Here is a 21924-nt window from a genome sequence, read left to right as displayed (position 1 = left end):
TCCTTTTTTGAATATTATACCAAAGAAGTATTAGTTTTCGATTCTTTTAAGGAAATTACTCCAATAAAGGTAGAAATTCCCGAAATAAAGGTTAAAAAGAGATACATACCAGAAATTCCTAAAATATCAGCAGTAATTCCTGAAAGAAGAGGTCCAAAGGTTGAAGAAAGAGCAGATATCATGCTTAAAATCCCTTGGGCTGTTGCTCTCTTTTCAGGAGGAACTAAATCATTTATATAAACTACAGGAATTGTTCCTATAATTGCGAAGGTTAAACTATGCATAAGCTGTATAGGAATAGTATAAAAGGGATTTTTAATTATGCTATAAAGAAAAATTCTTATAGGAAGAATAAAAGAAGAAAATAAAAGGATTGGTCTTCTTCCAATTTTATCGGAAAGATTTCCCCATAGGATCATGAAAGGAATTTCTGATGCAGAGCTTGCAGAATAAGCAAAACTTATAATCTGATTTGTTCCTCCTAAGTATTTGATAAGAAGATTTACATTAGAGGATGCTCCCACTAAGGATGTGAAATAGAAAAAATAAAAAAGAAGAAAAATTCTTACCTTTGGAAGAAAGATTATCTCTTTTATATCTCTCAAGCTCAAAGCTTTTATTCCTGCCTTTAGTTTTGGCTCCTTTATAAAAAGGATTAGAATTAAACCTAAAAGATAAATTAAAGAAATAGAAGGAAACATATATTGGGGTCTTGTAAGGATGGGGAAAATACCAATAATGGTTGTTAGAATAAAGAAACCTATACTTCCCCAGATTCTTGTAGATGCGTAATCTCTTCCAATTTTTTCCTCTAAGGAAAGATCAATCACAAGGACATTAGAAGAGGTAATAACAGAATTTATAAATACCCCAATTAAAGGATAAAGTAAAAGAAAACCCCAAAAAGAGTTTATTTTAGGAAATATAAAAAAGTAAATGAAAGCTAAACCTAAGAGTCCTAATATTATAAAAGGTTTTCTCTTCCCTATTTTATCAGAAAAATATCCAATAAATATTTGAGTAAGAGCTCCTACAAGAGAAGAAATACTTGCAAAAATTCCAATTTCTCCAATAGAAAAACCCTTATCTCTTAAATAAACAGGAATAAAAGAAAAAATAAAACTCCATGCAGAGAAGAATACAAAGAAAAATCCTCTTACTAAAAAAATATTTCTTTTCATTAATTATAAGTTATTTTCTTCTCCTAAGGTTTCTTCAAAAATCTTCCTATAAAGATTTAATTTTTCTTCATTTTCTGCTTCAAACCTCATAACAATTACTGGTTCTGTATTGCTGGCTCTAGCTAATGCCCATCCGTCAGAAAATTCCACTCTTATTCCATCAATAGTTATTATCTTTTTTATATCCTTATAAATTTCAGGATATTCCTTTTCCAATTTGGGTAATATGTTTTTAATTACTTCAAATTTTTTATCATCGGGACAATGGACTCTAATTTCTGGCGATACATAAACTTTGGGTAAATCAGAAAGAAGTTGAGAGAATTTAAAATCAGGATTTTTTTGTTTTTCTCTTGCATAAATTTCCACAAGTCTTAGAGTTGCATACAGAGCATCATCATATCCATAATATCGATCATTAAAGAATATATGTCCACTCATTTCTCCTGCTAAAAGGGCATTTTCTTCTTTTAATTTTTTCTTAATTAAAGAATGTCCTACAGGAGACAAAATGGGAATTCCGCCTAATTTTTCTATTCCATCAAATAGTGTCTTTGAACATTTAACTTCTCCAACTATTTTCCCCTTGGGAATATTTTTTAATATGTCTTTACCAAATATGTAAGTTAGTTTATCTCCGTATACTACCTCTCCCTTTTCATCAATAACTCCTATCCTATCTGCATCTCCATCGTAAGCAACACCAAAGTCAGCCTTTTCCTTTATAACAGTTTCCTTTAAAAATATTAAGGTCTTTACTACTGTAGGATCAGGATGATGATTTGGGAAATTTCCATCAGGATTTGAAAAAAGATCTATAACATTAACACCGAGTTTTCTTAAAACCTCAGGAATTACGAGTCCTCCACATCCATTTCCTGAGTCTACAACAATTTTTAAACTATCTTTTTCTAACTCTTTTATTGGTCCCTTGCTGAATTCTTTTATAAGATAGTCTTTATAGATTGAGAGAATATCAAAATTTTCGACTTTTCCCTTTTCTTTTGCATTTTCCTTTAATTCCATAGCAATCCTATAAAGGTCTTGAATTTCTTCTCCAAATATTGTTTCTTTTCCAATACATATTTTCATACCATTAAATTGAGGAGGATTATGGCTCCCTGTAATCATTATTCCTCCATCAACGGGAAGATTAAATAAAGAGAAATATAAAACGGGAGTGGGAATTAGACCTAAAAATACAACATCTATTCCTTGAGAGGTAATTCCATCTATTAGTGCTTCTGAAAATCTTTTAGAGGATAATCTAACATCATGTCCAACAGATACTTTTAAATTTTCTTTCTTTATCTTTTCCTTTAGTTTTATCCCGTATGCTTTTCCAACTAAGTTAACTACTTCTTCTGTTAGATTCTTATCTACTTCTCCCCTTATATCATACATTCTAAAAATATTTCTATCTAAATTCATATTTATCTCCTCCTTTTATTAAGCTTTATATATGAAACAAAAATTATCATAAAAAGTCAACAAATATATTAAAATTTTTTAAATTACTCTATCTTACAAATATGCTATACTTTATTATAACTAATAGAAGCAGGGAGGTTAATAAGATGCCATTAGTAAGTACAAAAGAAATGTTCAAAAAAGCCTATGGTAAATATGCTATAGGAGCTTTTAATGTGAATAACATGGAAATTCTTCAGGGAGTTATAGAAGCTGCAAAGGAAGAGAAAGCACCATTAATTCTTCAAATTTCAAAAGGTGCAAGAAACTATGCAAAACTTGTTTACTTAATGAAACTTATCGAAGCCGCTATGCAGGATGCTCCTGATATTCCTATTTGTGTTCATTTAGATCATGGAGACTCTTTTGAATTATGTAAAGAAGTTATTGATGCTGGATTTACTTCTGTAATGATAGATGGTTCCCATTTACCTTTTGAAGAAAATATTGCAATTACTAAAAAAGTAGTAGATTATGCCCATCCAAGAGGGGTAGTGGTAGAAGGAGAATTAGGAAAATTGAAAGGAATTGAGGAGCATGTGGTTTCAGAAGAGGCAGTTTATACTGATCCCGATGAGGCAGTAGAGTTTGTAGAAAGAACTGGTGTTGATTCTTTAGCTATAGCTATTGGAACAAGTCATGGAGCATATAAGTTTAAGGGTGAGCCTAAACTTGATTTTGAAAGATTAGAAGCGATTGCAAAAAAATTACCTGGTTTCCCTTTGGTCCTTCATGGAGCGTCTTCTGTTCTTAATGATCTTGTGGAAAAGGCAAATAAATATGGGGCAAAGTTAGGTGGAGCAAAAGGTGTTCCTGAAGAGATGATAAGGAAAGCAACAACAATGGGGATTTGTAAGGTTAATATTGATACAGATTTAAGACTTGCAATGACTGCAACATTGAGAGAACAGTTTGCATTACATCCTGAAGAATTTGATCCAAGGAAATATTTAGGGCCTGCAAGGGAAGCTATCAAAGAAGTGGTAAAGCATAAATTAAAGAATGTTTTAGGATGTAGTGGGAAGGCGGAGGAGATTTTAACAAGTATAAAGGGTCAATAGTTAGGGAGGGGGAATAACCCCCTCCTTTATTTTTTTTAATTTTTCCAAACTACTCCATAATCCTAATAAACTTTTATGAGAATCATTTATTTCTAAAACAATTGGGCCATTAAATTTCTTTAATTCCTCCCAGTATGGTGAAAATTCAATACTACCTTTTCCCAAAGGCAAGTGTTCATCCTTTTTCCCATGGTTATCATGAATATGAATATGAGATATAAAGGGTTTTAATTCTTTCCAGGTTTTTGTTAATCCATCAGAGGATACATTTGCATGTCCAAAATCAAAACATACTTTTATTTTTCCATCAAAGGATGATAAAAATTTTTTAAAATGGGAGACTTTTAAGAATAAATCTCTTTCATCCAAGGAAGTATTTTCTAAAGTCAGTTCAATATTGTACTTTTCTGCTAAATTTAATATTTTTTCTAAAGCTCTTCTTAATCTCCTTTTTGCTAAAAGAATAATTAGAAAATGTCTTACAGGGACCAAACCTGGATGAGCTACTACTAATCTAACTCCACATTTTCTTGCATATTCCAATGCTTTTATTGTACCTTCTATGCTACTTTCATATATAAGATCATTAAGACTTGCTAGATTAATATCTATTAGGGGAAGATGTAGGGTAAGAAAAATATTATATTTTTCAGCTTTTTTTCTGATTTTTTCAGGATCTTGGGCAGGCAATCCTTTTAAGATAACAGAAAGATCTCCAAAAAGTTCTACTACTCCTGCTCCTTTTTCTTTTGCAATATCGAGGGCTTTTAATGCTAATACCTTTTTTAAGGATGTCAAAGAAAAACCAATTTTTTCCATTTTAATTTTTAATACTTTTTGGTTATAATAGAATATATAAAAAGATATGTCAAATATCACATAATTTTTGTGATAGAAATCATCGAATATTTAGAATGGAGGATAATATGAGAAGAAGTTTCATGAAAATTAAAGTGGCAACTTTTATATTTATCTTGTTTATAAATGTTATTTTCTCCCAGGTTTCTATAGAAAATCTGGATGCAAAATCTTTGGGTATGGGAGGAACTTTTGTTACATTAGATAGTAATGGGGATACTTATTTTTTTAGTCCAGCAACTTTAGCTTTAAAAAGATTTCCCCAACTCTCTATGACTCTTAATTATCCTTTGAAGGAAAATCCTAATTTAAGACTGAATTATTTTTATCCTTCCACATCGACCTTTGCTTTTTCTGTAGATTTGATATATAACCCTGAAAATAATTCTTACATTTTTAGGAATTGGAAAACTGCTCTTGCCTTTCCTTTAACATCTCATATATATGTTGGCGCAAGTTTTCAATATGTAGAGGGAGAAAGGGATACATTAAAAGGGAATTTAGGTATTTTATTAAATCTTTGGGGAAATATTAGGGCTGGAGTTGTAGGCTATGGACTTAGTTTTAGAAAGTATTCAGAAAAGGAAATCTTAGTGACATTACCCCAAGGATATGCTATTGGATTAAGTTTAAAGCCCTTTGAGAAAACAAGTTTATTTATTGACTTACTAGATGTAGAGAAAGCAAGTAGAGAAAATAGCTGGAACTATTTAAGATTTGGATTAGAGCAGTGGATTGGAGACTTTATAGCTTTAAGGTGGGGATCTATAGGAGATATCACTAATCCCTTGAATTATACCTTAGGATTAGGCTTAAGATTAAATATTCTTCAGATAGATCTTGCAACATTAGTAGCTCCATTTATAGCTCCTGAAGAAAGTCAGAAGCAACAATATAAATTAACGGGAAGTATTAGATTTTAATACTCAATTCCCCAACGGGCAGGAATTCCTGATTTAAAGGGATGCTTTATTTCTTTCATTTCTGTTACAAGGTCTGCTATTAATATAATCTCTTCAGGCATATCTCTTCCTGTTAATATTATTTCCATGAGAAAGGGTTTATTTTTAAGTACTTCTATTAAATCCATTAAGGGAATAAGTTTAAAATGTATCGCTAAACTTATTTCATCTAAAATAATTAGATCAAATTTCTCTTTTTGGATCTCTTCTTTTACCTTCTTCCATCCCTTATCTATGATCTCTTTATCAAGATCTGTAGGGCCTTCTTTACTAATGTAGCATTCTCCACATCCAATACATGGAATAATATTATCTCTTATAGCAGAAGAAAATTTACAATCTCTTCCAAATTGCCAAAGAATAAATTTAGGAAGAAATTTTGTAGAAAAGATTTCTCCCGAAAAGCTATTACCCTTTACAAACTGGACAAAAAGGACAGAAAGTCCATGTCCCACACTTCTTAGCGCTTGCCCTAAAGCAGCTGTGGTTTTCCCTTTTCCGTCTCCTGTATATACCTGAATTAATCCTCTTGAAAGCTTCATAAAAATTTTTTAGAGGCATACATAATAAACTCTATGTATATTTTCTACCGATTTTAATTCATTTAATACCGAAGAAGGGACAGGATTATCTACAATTAAAACCATAACTGCTTCTTTTCCTAGTTCCTTTCTTCCCACTTGCATTGCAGCAATATTTATATTCTCCTTTCCCAATATGGTACCTACTTTTCCTATAATTCCTGGCCTATCAGTATGGAAAGCAATAAGTAAATATGGAGCTAAATTTAGATCTATATAGTAGTCTTGGATTTTTACTATTCTCTCTTGCCCTCTGTTTACTGTTCCAGTAAGTTCTAATAATCCCTTTTCTGTTTTTAACTGCAGTTTTATGAGACTCCTATATATTTCTGTATCCTGAGTTCTTGATTCTTTTATTCTTAATTTTCTCTCCTTAGCTAAGGGAAGAGCATTAATAAAATTTATGGGTTCCATTAGAATAGGTTCTAAAAATCCCTTTACTACTGCAGAAGCAAGAGATGTTTCAAGTTTTTGAGAAAGTTCCCCGCATATTTGGATTTCTAACTCTTCAGGATAGGAATCAGTAAGCTGAGCTAGAAATTTTCCAAGTTTTTCTCCTAGAATTACGTAGGGTGATATTTCATCACTGATTATAATAGGAAGATTAACTGCATTTAATACTGGTTCTCCTTTAAAATATCTTATGATCTCCTCCGCTACAATTAATGCTACTTTTTCTTGGGCCTCTTGGGTTGAAGCTCCTAAATGGGGAGTTAATACTACATTATCTAAAGTTAAGAGAGGATTATCAGGTTCTATAGGCTCCTTACTAAATACATCCAAGGCACATCCCGCAATTTTTCTCTCTTTTAATGCATTATATAGAGCTTTTTCATCTACAAGTTTCCCTCGGGCACAGTTGATTAAATAGGCAGAAGGCTTCATTAAACTAAGTTCTCTTTCTCCAATAAGATTTTCTGTCTCAGAATTTAAAGGAAGATGCAAAGATACATAATCAGAAATTCTTAACAATTCATCAAGATTATTTAAAAGTTCAACTTCTAATTCTTTTGCTCTTTCCATAGAAATATAGGGATCATAAGCTACAACTTTCATTTTAAAAGCTCTTGCTCTCTTTGCTACTTCTGAGCCGATTCTTCCAAGACCAACCAATCCTAAAATTTTACCATAAAGTTCATATCCTATAAAGCTTTTTCTATCCCATTTTCCTGACTTTAAAGAATAAAAAGCCTGAGGAATTTTTCTACTAAGACTCAGAATTAGTGCAAAAGTATGTTCTGCTGCTGAAATGGTATTTCCTTCTGGAGCATTGATAACTAAAATCCCTTTTCTTGTTGCATATTCCACATCAATGTTATCTACACCTACGCCTGCTCTTCCAATAACCTTTAGATTTTTTCCTTCCTCTATGATATCTTTTGTTACTTTTGTTTCTGATCTAACTACTAATCCTGAGTAGTCTTTTATAATTTTCAATAACTCATCTTTTGTTACTCCAGGCTTATAATCTACATGAAAATATTCTTTTAATTTTTCTATTCCCTGTTCTGCTATAGGGTCTGAGATTAAAATTTTATTTTTATTATCCATTAATATCCCCCCTAACTTTCTAAGAATACTTTTTCTGCAGATCCAACTGCTTTCCCCCTTACTCCATTATATCCCATTCTTTCTAACATAATTTCAATAGAAGATAAGGTAACAAGAATATCTGAAGGTTCAATATGTCCCACATGCCCAATTCTAAATATTTTCCCCTCTAATTCACCCTGACCTCCTGCTAATACTACCCCAAATTCTTGTCTTAATTTTCTTCTTAATTCATCGGGGTTAATTTCAGATGGGGTAATTACTGGTGTTACTGTATTAGAGGCATATTTTTCTTCTGCAAGAAGTTTAAAAAATTCAATAGATTTAATTCCATTTCTTACTGCATTTCCTAAAATAACATGTTTTTTAAAATTATTTTCTAAACCTTTTGATAAAATGTTTTCTAAAGCTCTCCTCAGGGCAAAAATTTGAGAAATCGCAGGGGTAAATGGAGTTGCTCCCTTCTCTAAGGATTTTTTTGCCATTTTAAGATCCCAATAAAATCTTGGAAGTTTTGCTTTTTCGTAATATTCCCATGCTAAAGGACTTACAGAAATCATACTTATCCCCGGAGGAGTTTCTAGAGCTTTTTGAGATGCAGAAACTACTACATCTATATTTAATTCGTCAGTAGGAAGATCTATAGCACCAAGAGAACTTATAGCATCAACTAATAATAATATCCCTCTTCTCTTTACAATAGGTGCAAGTTCTCTCAAATCTAAAGTTACTCCTGTAGATGTTTCATTATGAGTTAGAAAGACTCCTTTTGTGTCGGGATTTTCTTCAAGAACTTTTTCTAATTCATAAGGTTCAATTCCTTTTCCTAAGGGAGTTTTTATTCTGACAACATTTAATCCATAAGCAGAACATATTTTTGCATATCTTTCCCCGAATACTCCACACACACCTACAACTACTTTATCTTCAGGGGAAAAGAAATTTACTACAGATGCTTCCATAGCTCCTGTTCCTGATGCTGTTAGGATGAAACAATCATTATTTGTCTTAAAGACTTTCTTTAAAAGATCAGTGGTCTCAGAAATTAGTTTTGCAAATTCTGGACCTCTATGATTAATCATTTCTCGAGACATTTCTCTTAATACATCGTTGGGTACAGGAGTGGGACCTGGAATCATAAGATAGATTTTGGACATAGGATTCTACCTCCTATAAAGTTTACTTATTTCATAATATAACCGCACGTTCTCTTTAATCTTTTTTTTACATCCGTGAATCACAGCAGAACGTCCAATATAAATTCTTGCAAACTCACCTCTTAATACTGCAAAGGGCCATATATTTACTTCTCTCTCTAAAATAACATCTCCAATGATTAATGCTTTCTCAGAAATATATGTGTCTTCAGAAATTTTTAGGAATTTTACTTTGAAATTCTTTAATCAGATTTTTCCGCTCCTTTCAGTAAATTGAAATTTTTCTTTTAAATTTATATTCTATATAAATCTTTTGAAAGTTGCAAGTTTTTTAATAAAGGTTTAACATATAAATCAAAAAAGAAAGGAGTGTTTCTATGTTAGAGAAAAAGAAAATTGCTGTTTTTAATGTGGCTAATAGAAGAAGTATTGCATGGGCCATTGCTCAATCTATTATGAAATTTGGAGGAGAAGTGATTATAGGATATCAAAATGAGAGATTTAAAGATAATGTAGAGGAATTATTAAAAGAAATTCCTCAAAAACCTTTAGTGGTACAATGTGATGTTTCTGAGGATGAGAACATTGAAAAAGTAGTTAATGAAATTGAGAAGAAAGTAGGAAAGATTGATGGACTTGTTCATTCTATTGCTTACGCTCCTACTGAGGCTTTAAAATCTCCTTTTATTGAGACCTCAAAAGAAGCTTTTAGAATTGCTTTGGAAATAAGTGTTTATTCTTTTATTTCTATGGTCCGAATGTTTAGAAGAATAATGAATTCTCCTTCAAGTATTATTACATTAACTTATTACGGTTCTGAAAAGGTAATTCCCAATTATAATGTTATGGGAATTGCAAAATCAGCCTTAGAATCTTCTGTTAGATATTTAGCCTATGAACTTGGAAAGGATAATATAAGAGTAAATGCAATATCTGCTGGCCCTTTAAGTACTTTAGCTGCACGAGGGATTTCAAGATTTACTGACATCTTGGAATACTATAAAGAGAGAGCTCCCTTAAAGAGAAATATCGAACACAGTGAAGTAGGAGATACTGCATGTTTCTTACTTAGTGATCTCTCTTCAGGTATAACAGGAGAGATTATCTATGTTGACGCAGGATATAATATTATGGGAATTTAGAAATTAACTTTTTAGAGTTAGGATAAAAGAAAGTAGGTACTAAACTCTGGTCTTTATTAAATTATTTATTAAAAATTAAATATGTATCTTGCTTAGAAGAGGTTTTTAATATTCTCTTATCCCTTAAAATATCTATTGACAAACGAGGAAAGAATATATATAATAGATGCAAATTGCGCAAATGAGGGGATAAATTTGCGTGGAATAGTTAAAAAAATTGCTAAAGAGTTAAACCTACATCCATCAAGCGTATCACGAGCTTTACATAATAAGCCTGGGGTTTCTCAGGAAAATAGATTAAAAATTTTAGAAAAAATTCAAGAATTAGGATACGATATTTCCAATTTTACAAAAAGAACTATTCCTAAAAAGGGCTACTCCATTGGTTTTATAACTTATCGTCCCCCTCATCATTCCTTAGGTGTTATAGTTCTTAACGAGTTTTATTCAGTAGTATTTAATGGAGTAGAAAATGCTGTAAAAAGATATAAATCTAATCTACTTTATTCTATTCTTTCCTTGGATGAGGAAAAAGATAATTTTTCGATTCCATCTATGATAGAAGATAAAATTATTGATGGTATGCTTTTAGTAGGATATATGGATAAAAGTTGGGCAAAGAGGTTAATTTCCTATAATATTCCTACAATAATAGTGGATAATTACATAGGTCCTGAATATACCACTATAATAATGGATAATTTTGATGGAATAAGGCAAGGGATAGAGTATTTATATAAGTTAGGTCATAGAAAGATATTACATATTGCAGGTCCCCAAACCCATAAAAGTTTTCAGGAGAGATTACATGCTTTTAAATTGTATATGGGAGAATTACCTCAAACTATACCTTTAATTGCTCACACAGAAGAACCTCGAATCGAAGGTGGATATTCTGCAATAAAGGAATATTTTGCTAAAAACAAAGAAGTTCCTTCTGCAGTTTTTGCTGGAAATGATCTTATTGCGATTGGTGCCATTAAAGCATTAAGAGAGTTAGGTTTTCGAATTCCTGAAGATATCTCAGTTATGGGATTTGATGATATAGATCTTGCAAGAAATTTTGACCCTCCTCTAACAACTATAAAGGTTCCTAAGAGGAGAATGGGTTCCTTGGCTGTGGAAATATTAATAAATAAAATACAAGGTCGAGAAGAAATTCCAGTAAAGATAGTACTACCTGTTGAATTATCTATAAGAAATTCTTGTAAAGGGAGGTGATAATTTATTTAAAAAACACTCTCCTTAAAAGTTCAATTTAAAAACTTAAATCTTTTAGGAGGGTTAAAATGTATAAAAAGAGATTTTTAGTGTTATTTGTTTTATTTTCAGTTCTTCTTCTCTCAGGAATAGTAAATGGACAAAAGGAAAGAGTTGTAAGTTTACCCTATTTTGATACACCAGGATTTACCCCTTATTATTGGCAGCCTCAACATATCTTGGCACAAGGAACTATATTTGAAGGACTTTTTGGATATGCACCAGATCCAAAGGGTCTTGGAGGAGTAAAGGTTGTTCCTGTTATTGCTCAAAGTGTTACAGTTTCAAAGGATTATAAAGTTTGGACTTTTAAGTTGAGAAAGGATAAAAAGTGGTCTAATGGAGACCCAGTAACGGCAAAGGATTTCGAATGGTCTTTTAGATACTATGCAAGCCCTAAGATACCAGATTTTCCTGCCTGGGCTGGACCCCATCAGTTTATTGAAAACTTCTGGGCAGTGAAAAGTGGAGCTCTTTCAGAGGATAAACTTGGAGTAAAGGCTCTTGATGATTATACCTTAGAGATTAGACTTTCTCAGCCAAGATATGATATGAAGGAATGGCTTTGTGTTGCTCAAGGTGTTCCTTTACATAGAAAAACTGTAGAAGCGGATCCTCAGAACTGGTGGAGACCTGGGAAGATTGTAGTAAATGGACCATATATTCCTCAATCTTGGACTCCTGGGAAGGATGCAGTTTTAGTCAAAAATCCTAACTATGTAGGGGAAAGAGGAAATGTAGATAAGATAGTACTTAAATTCGGCGGACTTGGAATTCAGCAATATCAGGCTGGAGAGCTTGATGCAGCATTTATAAATACTGTACCAGAATATAAATTTGTAAAAGCGGATCCAACCTTGTCTAAGCATTTCCGTGAAGATGTTATGGATCTATTCTGGAATGGATATCAAATTTCTCGTGGATTTGATCCATTAATGGATAATAAGAAATTAAGACAAGCCCTTGCTATGGCCATAGATAGGGAGAAATTATGTAATGAAGTCTTAGGTGGAAGAGCATTACCCCTTTCCTCTTATTGGCCTAAAGGATCACCTATTGGTGATAAAATGAAGGAAATTCCTTTTGATGTAAAGAAGGCACAACAGTTACTTGCAGAGGCAGGATATCCTGGTGGAAAGGGACTTCCAACCCTTGTATTCTACATAACTGGTGGCGGAGATCCTGTAGTTGAATTTATAGTGGATCAATGGAAAAAGAATCTTGGAGTGAATTGTATAATTGAGAATGTAGAGTCTGGACTTTACTGGAATTCCTATGTATGGGCAAACTTTACCCCTGAAGCAAAGGCTGGATTTACTGTAATTGGTGCTCCTATGAATAATTTAGAAATTGGAGCATTGTTTAAGAATTCTGATCATACTATTTGGTTCTTTGATTACCCAGCTAGTGTAAAGAAGAGACTCAACGAGTATGATAAGGAATATGATGCTTGGCTAAGAAAAGAAGGAGGACAAACTGAGGCAGATTGGAAGCCACTAATTGAAAAAAGAAACACATTACTTGCAGGATTCAAAAAGATAGTGGAAACTGAGCCAGAAAAATTATGGAGAGAAGATTTAACAAGACCACCTCTTTGGTATGAACAATTTGATGAACTTTATGAAAAATGGAAGGCTGCAAAGACTCCAGAAGAAAAGACTAACTATTGGAGATTAGCAGGAAGAGTAATAACAAGCCAAGAAAGATTTCAAGTAGAATATAATGGTAGAAACCCATCAAATAAGGAAGCATATAGATGGAGACTTAGGGCTGTTAATAGACCTTTCAGTGAGGCAGTAAAGATTGCTCATTATGCATTACAAATCATGCAAGATCAGTATTGGATGGTTCCCGTATATTTAGCAAAGGCTCAATGGGTACAAAATCCAAAACTTGAAGGCTTAATGCTTTATAAGTTCTCTTGGGGTCCTGCTTTCTTCTGCTTCAAATATCTAAATCTTAAGGACTAAGATTCATAAAAAGAAAGAGGGGAGGACAAACCTCCCCTCTATTATTAAGGAGGAAGTATATGGGACTTTTAAAGTATATTCTAAAAAGATTAGTTACTATATTTATCTCCCTTGTTGTAGTTATAGTTATCACATATATTCTTATGTATCTTGCTCCTGGTGAATTCTTTAATATAAATGCCTTTTCAGCTAGTGCTGGAAAAGTTTCTACTTTAACTCCTGAACAGCTTCAAATTTTAATAAAGGGTTTCGAAGAGAAATACGGATTAAACGTTCCTTTATGGAAGCAAATTTTAAATTATTTAGGAGATGCCTTTAGATTTAAATTTGGACCATCCTTTTCAAATCCTAATGAGCCTATAGAAGTTCAAATTGCAAGAAGATTTCCTGTAACTTTTACACTTGCGATTTTATCGATTGCTCTTGCATTAATTATAGGTATCCCTCTTGGTGTTATTTCTGCTCTTAAAAGAAATACTTGGATCGATTATACTACAACTTTTGTAGCTATGATAGGAAGTATGTTTCCTGCTTATCTCATAGGTGTTATTTTAGTTATTATATTTAGTATTTATTTAAAGGTTCTTCCTACCTCAGGATGGGAAACTCCAAAACAGATGATTCTTCCTGTAGTTACCGTTGCTTTAGCACCCCTCGCTACAATAGCAAGATTCATGAGATCAAGTCTTTTAGATGTGCTTAACCAAGATTATGTAAGAACTGCATATGCAAAGGGAGGAACCGAAAGAGCAGTAATTATTAGACATGCTCTAAGAAATTCTATGATTCCTATAGTAACTATAATTGGACCTCAACTTGCGATACTTTTTACGGGAACTGTTTGGATTGAAAATCTTTTCAGGGTTCCTGGTCTAGGACAATTATTTGTTAATGCAGCTGCTCAACGGGATTATCCGTTACTTGTTACTTCTACTTTTATTCTCTCTTTGTCGGTCATGTTTATGAACTTGTTGGTAGATATAATATATGCATTTTTAGATCCAAGGATTAAATATGAATAATTTTGGAATGAATAAAAGGGAGGCTTAAAAAATGGAGGTAGCTTTAGTTCAAAAGTCAAAAAAAGCAGGATATTGGGCTTCTGCATGGAGAAGATTTAAAGAAAACAAGATGGCAGTGGCAAGTTTAATTTATATATCCATTCTTATTTTTATATCAATATTTGCCCCTATTATAGCACCCTATCCATATGATGAACCCCATTATGGACATACTTTTGAAGGTCCCAGTTGGAGATTTCCTTTTGGGACTGATGATTTAGGAAGATGTATGCTTAGCAGGCATATTTATGCTATTAGAAATGCATTATTTATAGGTTTTGGGTCTCAAATTGTAGTCCTTGTGATAGGGGTAATTCTTGGAGCTATCGCAGGTTTTAAGGGAGGAAGATTGGATACTATTTTAATGAGAATTGTGGATATAATGTTTGCCTTTCCTACTTTTCTATTTAATGTAATTCTTGTTACTGTTCTAGGAAGAGGATTGCATACTATTCTTTTTGCAGTAGGAGTTACTGGTTGGCCAGGAATGGCAAGACTTGTTAGAGGATTAGTTTTATCTCTAAAAAATGCAGATTTTGTAGAGGCTGCAAGAGCTCTTGGGGCAAAAGAATCTTATATAATAAGAAAATATATTCTTCCCAATATGTTAGGACCTATAATAATAAGTTTAGCTTTTGGAATTCCTAACGGAATTTGGATAGAAAGTGGATTAGCTCTTATTGGAATGGGGGTAAGGCCACCAATGCCCAGTTGGGGTAATATGCTTGGTGGTGCATCCCAGTATGTATTTGCGTTCCCTCATCTTCTAATCTTTCCTGCAGTAACCTTTGCTCTTACTATGCTTGCCTTTAATTATTTAGGGGATGGTTTAAGAGATGCTTTAAATCCAAGGAGTGAGGTATAAAATCATGGCAGAATTATTGAGAGTAAATAATCTAAAAACATATTTTTATAGACGTGAAGGAATAGTTAAGGCTGTTGATGGTATAAGCTATAAATTAGACTATGGAGAGACTTTGGGAATTGTAGGAGAGAGTGGGTCGGGAAAAACTGTTTCTGTTCTTTCTCTCTTGAGACTTATCAGAAGAAATGGATGGATAGAAAGTGGTGAAGCAATTTTTGATGGGAAAGACTTGTTAAAACTTTCTAAAGAAGAATTAAGAGAAATTAGGGGTAGAGATATCTCCATAATCTTCCAAGATCCTATGACTAGTCTAAATCCCATTATGAAAATAGGCATACAAGTTATGGAACCTATAATTTGGCATAGAGTAATGTCTGATAAAGAAGCAAGGGATAGAGCAATAGAGTTGTTAAGAGTTGTAGGAATACCAGAACATAAAACAAGATTTTGGGATTATCCCTTTCAATTTTCAGGAGGAATGAGACAAAGAGTAATGATAGCTATGGCTTTAGCTTGTAATCCAAAACTTATTATTGCAGATGAGCCTACTACTGCTCTTGATGTAACTATAAGAGCTCAAATTTTAAATTTAATGCAAGATATGAAGGAAAAATTTGGAATGAGTATAATATTTATAACCCATGATATTACTCTTGCCATGAACTTTTGTGATACTATAATAGTAATGTATGCAGGAAAAATCGTAGAATATAGTCTCATGGATAAATTCATAAAAAAACCATTACATCCTTATTCTCAAGGCCTTTTAAACTCTACTTTAGATATTGAAACAAAAGAAGGTTCTTTGAGACCTATTCCTGGAAACCCACCAAGCCTAATAAATCCCCCATCGGGTTGTAGATTTCATCCAAGATGTCCTTATGCTCAAGAGATATGCAAGGAAGAAGAGCCAGAATTAAAAGAAATAGAAGAAGGGCATAAAACAGCGTGTCATTTAGTGAAGGGAGGAAAAATTAATGCCTGAACTTTTATTAGTAAAAAATTTAAAAAAATACTTTCCCAGGGGAAGAAAGGTATTAAAAGCAGTTGATAATGTCTCCTTCTCAATAAACGCTGGAGAAACTCTAGGACTTGTGGGAGAGAGTGGTTCAGGAAAATCTACCCTTGGAAGAACAGTTTTAAGACTTCTTGAGCCTGACGATGGAGAGATCCTTTTTGAGGGTATAAATTTAAGAAAATTAAAAGGTGAGGAGCTAAGACAGATAAGAATGTTTATGCAAATAATTTTCCAGGATCCTTTAGCATCTTTAAATCCTCAGATGACTATAGGACAAGCGATAGAAGATCCTTTAATCATTCATAACATAGGAACTAAGGAACAGAGAAGAAAAGGAGTAATGGAACTTCTTGATATAGTAGGAATTGGTAGAGAATATATAGACTCTTTTCCCCACGAATTCTCGGGAGGACAACAACAAAGAGTTGGAATAGCAAGGGCATTAGCATTGAATCCTAAGTTTATTGTGTGTGATGAACCTGTATCTTCTCTTGATGTATCCATAGGAGCACAAATTATCTCTCTTCTATATGAACTAAAGAGACAGTTTAAGTTGGCATATTTATTTATTTCTCATGATTTAGCAGTAGTAAGATATTTATCAGATAAGGTTGCTGTTATGTATTTAGGGACATTTGTAGAACTGGCTCCTAAGGAAGAGCTATATGGAAATCCTTTACATCCTTATACCCGAGCTCTCCTTGCATCAGTTCCTAAGATGCCTAAAAATGAGGAACGTCAAAGGAAGTTTCCAGCTCTTAAAGGAGAAATTCCATCTCCTATAGATCTTCCGATTGGATGTAGATTCCAGTCTCGATGTGAATATGTAATGGATATATGTAGAAAAGAAGAACCTATCTTTAGAGAGGTTTCTCCAGAGCATTTTGTTTCATGCCATCTGGTATAAGGAGGAAAAAATATGAAAAAGTTACTAGTTCTCTCTTTCATATTCTTAATTTTTCTTGGGAGGACTTCTGCTATGGAAAAATTGCCTATTCTTCGGGGAGTGAATATGGGAAATGCATTGGAAGCGCCTTTCGAAGGACAATGGGGTGTTGTAATAAAGGATGAGTATTTTTCTTTAATTAGAAGTGCAGGATTTGACCATGTAAGAATACCTGTAAGGTGGAACGCTTATGCGGAATATAAACCACCTTATAAAATTTCTCCTTATATTTTTGAAAGGGTAGATCATGTTATAAAAGAAGCTTTTAAAAACAATCTTTATGTAATTATTAATATTCACCATTATGAAGAAATAATGCAGGAACCTGAGAAACATAAAGAAAGATTTTTAAAATTATGGGAGCAAATATCAGAACATTATAAAGATTATCCTGAAACTTTGTATTTTGAATTATTAAATGAGCCCTGTATGAATCTAAAAAGTAATCTATGGAATGAATATTTAATGGAAGCGGTAAAAATTGTAAGAAAAACGAATCCTACAAGAAAGATTATAATAGGTCCTACTGATTGGAATAATATATATCGATTAAACGAATTAAAAATACCGCAAGGTGATAAAAATATAATAGTAACCTTTCATTACTATAATCCTTTTAACTTTACTCATCAAGGAGCAGAATGGGTTAATCCTTCCCCTCCCGTAGGGGTAAAATGGCTAGGAACAGAAGCAGAGAAAAAAGCAATAGAAAGAGAATTAGATATGGTAGTAGATTGGAGTAAAAGAAATGGAAACCCTCCATTATACATGGGAGAATTTGGAGCCTATTCAAAAGCAGATATGGAATCGAGAGTAAGATGGACTTCTTTTGTAGCAAGATCTGCTGAAAAAAGAGGAATAGCTTGGAGTTATTGGGAATTTTGTTCGGGTTTTGGAATTTATGATCCATTAAATAAAAAATGGAGAATAGATCTTCTTAAAGCATTAATTCCCGACACGAAAATAAAAGAGTAGGGGATTTTCCCCTACTCTTTTATTTTTTTAATATTTTCTAAACATAATCTAACACTTTCTAGAGGAGGAAAAGAGGGATTTTCATACTCTACTATGTACCATTCTGTTTTTCCTTCTTTTTCACATATATCAAAGATTTCTTTCCAATTTATAATCCCTTCCCCAATAGCCCTTGAAGTTAAGGGATATTCTTTTAGATGAATAGTCTTTGCTCTTTTTAAGTATCGTCTCAATATTTCTATGGGATCTGCTCCTCCATTCATGGCATTTCCCGTATCTAGTTGCATTACTACATCTTCGTTAACATTATCAAAAAAGAAATTCCAAAAAGTTTCTCCATTGAGTCTTTGGAATTCTATAGAATGGTTATGAAAACCTAATATCATTTTATAAGATCTTAGTTTACTAGAAATTTCATTTATGAGCTCGATAGCCTTTTCCCATCCTTTTTTATCTTTAGTATATTCTTCGGGAAGAGATGGGATAATTAAATATTTGTTTTCCAATATATAATTAAATTCTACAGTTTTTTCCAATTCATCTCCTATTAAAGTATTAATGGGAATGTGAGTTCCTGCAACCTTTAGGTTATATTTATTTAGTATTTTCTTAAGCTCATTTGCAGATTTTCCGTAATAGCCTGCAAATTCTACCCCTTCATATCCCATCTCAGAAATTTCTTTAATTGTTTTCTCAAAATCCTTTTCACATTCCTTCCTTACAGAATAAAGCTGCAGTGCTATTGGAATTCTTCTCATTTTTTTCCTCCTAAATAATATCCTTAACTCTTGATGAAGAACCTTTCTTAGAAATTAGTATTTTATCTTCAGTTATAACAACTATTATATTTTCTTCCTCTATAACTACTGTTTCTTTATCAGAATAATTTAAGATAAGAGAGTTCTTAACGTCTAGTGTTTTTACCTCACCTGTTATATAATTTCCTCTCTTATCTTTTGGAAAGACATTATAGAGAGATTCCCAACTTCCTATATCACTCCATTGAAAATCTGCAGGGATTACATATATGTTTTCTGCTTTTTCTAATACTCCCTTATCAATGGAAACACTTTTTATTTCCTTGTAGACTTCTTCTATTTTTTCCTCGAAGGATTCTTTTCCAATATATTCTTTTAAAGTATAGATCTTTCCATAGTCTTCAGAAAGATATTTTATAAAAGCAGATTTAATTGATTTATTCTTCCATATAAAAATTCCAGAATTCCAAAAGAAACTTCCTTTTTCTATATATTCCTTTGCCTTTTCAAGATCTGGTTTCTCATGGAAAAGAAGTACTTTGTATATATTCTCCTCAACTTTTTCTCCCACTTCTATATATCCATAACCTGTTTCAGGATAGGTAGGTTTTATCCCAAGGGTTATTAGAGCATCTCTTCTATTTGCAAAATCTATTGCTTTTCGAATGATTTTTTCAAATTTATCTATTTCTGGAATTACATGATCTGCAGGTAAAACCACCATTATATCCTCATCGTCTAAAAATAAAGATGCAAGAGCTATGGCAGGTGCAGTGTTTCTTCCAATGATTTCATAAATCTTTTCTGCAGGTAGATCTTCTACATATCTTTTATGTTTTATATTTACCACCATAGATATATCCTTGGAAATTCTTTTAGCTCTTTCGAAGGTATTTTTAATAAGATTTTCCTCCCCAAAAAGATTTAAAAAGGGTTTGGGTTTATATTCAGTACTAATAGGCCAAAGTCTTTTTCCACTTCCACCCGCAATTATAACTACCCTCACCTTCATGATTAAAATTATACTCTTGAAATAAAATTTTGGGAAGGCTAATATATAGAAAATATTATTAAAGGAGATTTTTAAAAAATGGAAAAAGATAAAATTGCCTTAAGATGTCTTTCTCTTGGAAGTTATATTGTTAGAGGAGAATTAGATATTTCAGTTAGAAATCAAGGAAACAAAGATTTTTTAAACTCTGCCAACGAATTAGTAAGATTACTATATTCGTGGATGGAAAAGGAAGATTTGTTAAATTATCTAACTTCAGAAGAACTAGAATCTTTCTCAAAACCTCTTGGTGAGTGGAATAATATGGAAATCATTAAAGCTATATGGAGAAATGAATCTTTAGGAACTCTTCTTTGGGCTTTATCTCTAATTCCCAAGATTCCTCCCTATGATAATCTTTTTATACCTGAAAGACTTATTGAAAATCTTACCCTCTTTAGGCCAAAGGAGTACTTTTTAGAAAAGGTGAGATTAAGATCTGAAGAAGAGATAAAAAGGGAAAGGGATATTTCAGAATATTGGTTTTGGAGATTACAAGTTTTTGATTTAGAAAAAAGAAATGAGCCTATATCTGAGGGGGTAAATATAAAGGATATAATAAGATCTGTTGCTGAAAAGGCATATATTGATGGGTGTATACCTGAACCCATTGATGGTGATTTTCCTATTTTAGGAAAGCCCTTTAAAGATATTAATTTGGATGAATATTTGCAAATTTCATATATTATTGTAGAAAGATATAATACTTTAAATTGGTTATGTGGATATTCTGATAGTAGTTAAAAGAATGGAGGAGAGAAAAGATGAAGTATCTCTTTCCTGATGGATTTTTTTGGGGTACTGCAGTATCTTCCCATCAAGTGGAAGGGAATAATAACAATAATGATTGGTGGGAATTTGAAACTCAAGGAAAGGTAAAAAATAAAGAAAAATCAGGAATTGCCTGTGATTTTTGGAATAGATATGAGGAAGATTTCAAAATTATTAAAGAAATGAATAACAATGCTTTTAGATTTTCCATAGAATGGAGTAGAATCGAACCTATGCTTGGAGTATTTGATGGTTCATCCTTAGAGCATTATAAAAAAATGATAGTATCTTTAAGAGAAAAAGAAATAGAGCCCTTTGTTACATTACATCACTTTACTAATCCCCTTTGGATATCAAAAGAAGGAGGATGGTTGAATAGTAAAACTATTGATTTCTTTTTAAGATATGTAGAAAAAGTTGTAAGAGAATATAAAGACTTGGTAAAATATTGGATTACTATAAATGAACCTAATGCCTATGCTTTTGTTAGTTATCTTATGGGGATGTTTCCCCCTCAAGAAAAAAGTCTTTCTAAAATGGTTCTTGTTCTTAATAATATGCTTAAGGCTCATGCAAAAGCATATGAAATTATTCACGAAATAATACCCGATGCAAAGGTTAGTATTGCTTACAATATTATTATATTTGATCCTATTAATCCATCTTCTTTTATCGACAAAAAAGTACAAAGCTTTCTAGATAGATTGTATAACTTAACCTTTTTAGAAACAATCCTTACGGGAAAGTTTTCGGCTCCTTTTAAAAGAGAAGATATACCCTATGCAAAGGATACTTTAGATTATTTAGGAATTAATTATTATACAAGATTATATGTAGGATTTGATGTTAAAGCTTTTCCATACTTTATAAAGATTTATGTTCCTGATAATGTAGAAAAAAGTGATTTTGGATGGGAAATTTATCCTGAAGGTTTTTATAGAGTAGTGAAAAGATTCTGGGAAATGGTAAAAAAGCCTATAATAATAACAGAAAATGGAATATCTGATGCAAAAGACGAAAAGAGACCCAAATATCTGATTTCTCATCTTATAGAATTACATAGAGCAATTCAGGCGGGAGTTAAAGTTTTGGGATATCTTCATTGGTCTCTTATGGATAATTTTGAATGGGCAGAAGGATTTTCTCAAAGATTTGGCTTGATAGAAGTAGATTTTAAAACTCAGGAGAGAAAATGGAGGGAAAGTGGTAAAATTTATAAAAATATAGCAGAAAATAATGGAATTTCTGAAGAATTAATAGAAAGATATATGAAATAGGAGGTAAGA

20 protein-coding genes are annotated in these 21924 nt (G+C 32.3%); 12 read left to right on the top strand and 8 right to left on the bottom strand.

All coding sequences use genetic code 11. The features are described from left to right. Window positions 1-14: 14 nt before the first annotated feature. Entirely contained in the window at window positions 15-1181 is a 1167-nt protein-coding gene (locus NZ841_04315) for an MFS transporter (GenBank protein ID MCS7201979.1), read from the bottom strand. Between the two features lie 3 nt (window positions 1182-1184). Next, on the bottom strand, window positions 1185-2612 hold the full coding sequence (locus NZ841_04310; protein ID MCS7201978.1) for a phosphomannomutase/phosphoglucomutase: 1428 nt from the start codon (window positions 2610-2612) through the stop codon (window positions 1185-1187). Window positions 2613-2758: 146 nt separating this feature from the next. On the opposite strand from NZ841_04310, the gene fba reads away from it, so the two are divergent. Further along, window positions 2759-3712: a class II fructose-1,6-bisphosphate aldolase gene (gene fba / locus NZ841_04305; protein ID MCS7201977.1), complete on the top strand. Its 954-nt coding sequence runs from the start codon at window positions 2759-2761 to the stop codon at window positions 3710-3712. On the opposite strand, the gene NZ841_04300 is transcribed toward fba, so the two are convergent. Next, entirely contained in the window at window positions 3713-4531 is an 819-nt protein-coding gene (locus tag NZ841_04300) for a sugar phosphate isomerase/epimerase (GenBank protein ID MCS7201976.1), read from the bottom strand. It lies immediately after the preceding gene. A gap of 107 nt (window positions 4532-4638) precedes the next feature. On the opposite strand from NZ841_04300, the gene NZ841_04295 reads away from it, so the two are divergent. After that, complete coding sequence (locus NZ841_04295; protein MCS7201975.1) at window positions 4639-5493, top strand: hypothetical protein; 855 nt, start codon at window positions 4639-4641, stop codon at window positions 5491-5493. On the opposite strand, the gene NZ841_04290 is transcribed toward NZ841_04295, so the two are convergent. The 3 genes from NZ841_04290 to NZ841_04280 are packed head-to-tail and all read right to left on the bottom strand — an operon-like array spanning window position 5490 to window position 8821. Continuing rightward, the gene (locus tag NZ841_04290; protein MCS7201974.1) at window positions 5490-6074 is read right to left on the bottom strand and encodes a cob(I)yrinic acid a,c-diamide adenosyltransferase; all 585 of its coding nucleotides are present in this window, start codon (window positions 6072-6074) and stop codon (window positions 5490-5492) included. The two genes, NZ841_04295 and NZ841_04290, sit on opposite strands and share 4 nt — an antisense overlap. A gap of 9 nt (window positions 6075-6083) precedes the next feature. After that, the gene (gene serA / locus NZ841_04285) at window positions 6084-7664 is read right to left on the bottom strand and encodes a phosphoglycerate dehydrogenase (protein ID MCS7201973.1); all 1581 of its coding nucleotides are present in this window, start codon (window positions 7662-7664) and stop codon (window positions 6084-6086) included. 11 nt (window positions 7665-7675) lie between these two features. Next, entirely contained in the window at window positions 7676-8821 is a 1146-nt protein-coding gene (locus NZ841_04280; GenBank protein MCS7201972.1) for an alanine--glyoxylate aminotransferase family protein, read from the bottom strand. A 377-nt stretch (window positions 8822-9198) separates the two neighbouring features. Between NZ841_04280 and NZ841_04275 the strand changes: the two genes are divergently transcribed. The 8 genes from NZ841_04275 (at window position 9199) to NZ841_04240 (ending at window position 18058) form a co-directional block, all read left to right on the top strand. After that, a complete protein-coding gene (locus NZ841_04275; GenBank protein ID MCS7201971.1) occupies window positions 9199-9963 on the top strand; it encodes an enoyl-ACP reductase in 765 nt (254 codons plus the stop codon). A gap of 195 nt (window positions 9964-10158) precedes the next feature. Beyond that, window positions 10159-11184: a LacI family transcriptional regulator gene (locus NZ841_04270; GenBank protein MCS7201970.1), complete on the top strand. Its 1026-nt coding sequence runs from the start codon at window positions 10159-10161 to the stop codon at window positions 11182-11184. A 68-nt stretch (window positions 11185-11252) separates the two neighbouring features. Next, the gene (locus tag NZ841_04265) at window positions 11253-13193 is read left to right on the top strand and encodes a peptide ABC transporter substrate-binding protein (protein ID MCS7201969.1); all 1941 of its coding nucleotides are present in this window, start codon (window positions 11253-11255) and stop codon (window positions 13191-13193) included. Window positions 13194-13252: 59 nt separating this feature from the next. Next, the gene (locus NZ841_04260) at window positions 13253-14215 is read left to right on the top strand and encodes an ABC transporter permease (protein MCS7201968.1); all 963 of its coding nucleotides are present in this window, start codon (window positions 13253-13255) and stop codon (window positions 14213-14215) included. Between the two features lie 31 nt (window positions 14216-14246). After that, window positions 14247-15119, top strand: a complete 873-nt coding sequence (locus NZ841_04255; GenBank protein MCS7201967.1) for an ABC transporter permease — start codon at window positions 14247-14249, stop codon at window positions 15117-15119. 4 nt (window positions 15120-15123) lie between these two features. Continuing rightward, on the top strand, window positions 15124-16104 hold the full coding sequence (locus NZ841_04250) for an ABC transporter ATP-binding protein (GenBank protein ID MCS7201966.1): 981 nt from the start codon (window positions 15124-15126) through the stop codon (window positions 16102-16104). Next, complete coding sequence (locus tag NZ841_04245) at window positions 16097-17044, top strand: ABC transporter ATP-binding protein (protein MCS7201965.1); 948 nt, start codon at window positions 16097-16099, stop codon at window positions 17042-17044. Before NZ841_04250 ends, NZ841_04245 begins: the two co-directional genes overlap by 8 nt. 12 nt (window positions 17045-17056) lie before the next feature. Further along, window positions 17057-18058, top strand: coding sequence for a glycoside hydrolase family 5 protein (locus NZ841_04240; GenBank protein ID MCS7201964.1), 1002 nt, complete (start codon window positions 17057-17059; stop codon window positions 18056-18058). An 11-nt stretch (window positions 18059-18069) separates the two neighbouring features. Here NZ841_04240 and NZ841_04235 read toward each other — a convergent pair whose 3' ends face one another. Beyond that, complete coding sequence (locus NZ841_04235) at window positions 18070-18816, bottom strand: sugar phosphate isomerase/epimerase (GenBank protein ID MCS7201963.1); 747 nt, start codon at window positions 18814-18816, stop codon at window positions 18070-18072. 10 nt (window positions 18817-18826) lie between these two features. Then, window positions 18827-19828 carry a mannose-1-phosphate guanylyltransferase gene (locus NZ841_04230; GenBank protein ID MCS7201962.1) on the bottom strand — a complete coding sequence of 334 codons (1002 nt, stop codon included), beginning with the start codon at window positions 19826-19828 and terminating at the stop codon, window positions 18827-18829. 78 nt (window positions 19829-19906) lie between these two features. Between NZ841_04230 and NZ841_04225 the strand changes: the two genes are divergently transcribed. After that, window positions 19907-20611 carry a DUF4272 domain-containing protein gene (locus NZ841_04225; GenBank protein MCS7201961.1) on the top strand — a complete coding sequence of 235 codons (705 nt, stop codon included), beginning with the start codon at window positions 19907-19909 and terminating at the stop codon, window positions 20609-20611. A 20-nt stretch (window positions 20612-20631) separates the two neighbouring features. Then, complete coding sequence (locus NZ841_04220; GenBank protein ID MCS7201960.1) at window positions 20632-21915, top strand: glycoside hydrolase family 1 protein; 1284 nt, start codon at window positions 20632-20634, stop codon at window positions 21913-21915. Window positions 21916-21924 lie beyond the last annotated feature (9 nt).

It is taken from the genome of Dictyoglomus sp., assembly GCA_025060475.1.
Classification (GTDB): Bacteria; Dictyoglomota; Dictyoglomia; order Dictyoglomales; family Dictyoglomaceae; genus NZ13-RE01.
The sequence above is the reverse complement of the archived record's forward strand: the minus strand, read 5'-3'. Positions and strand labels throughout refer to the sequence as shown.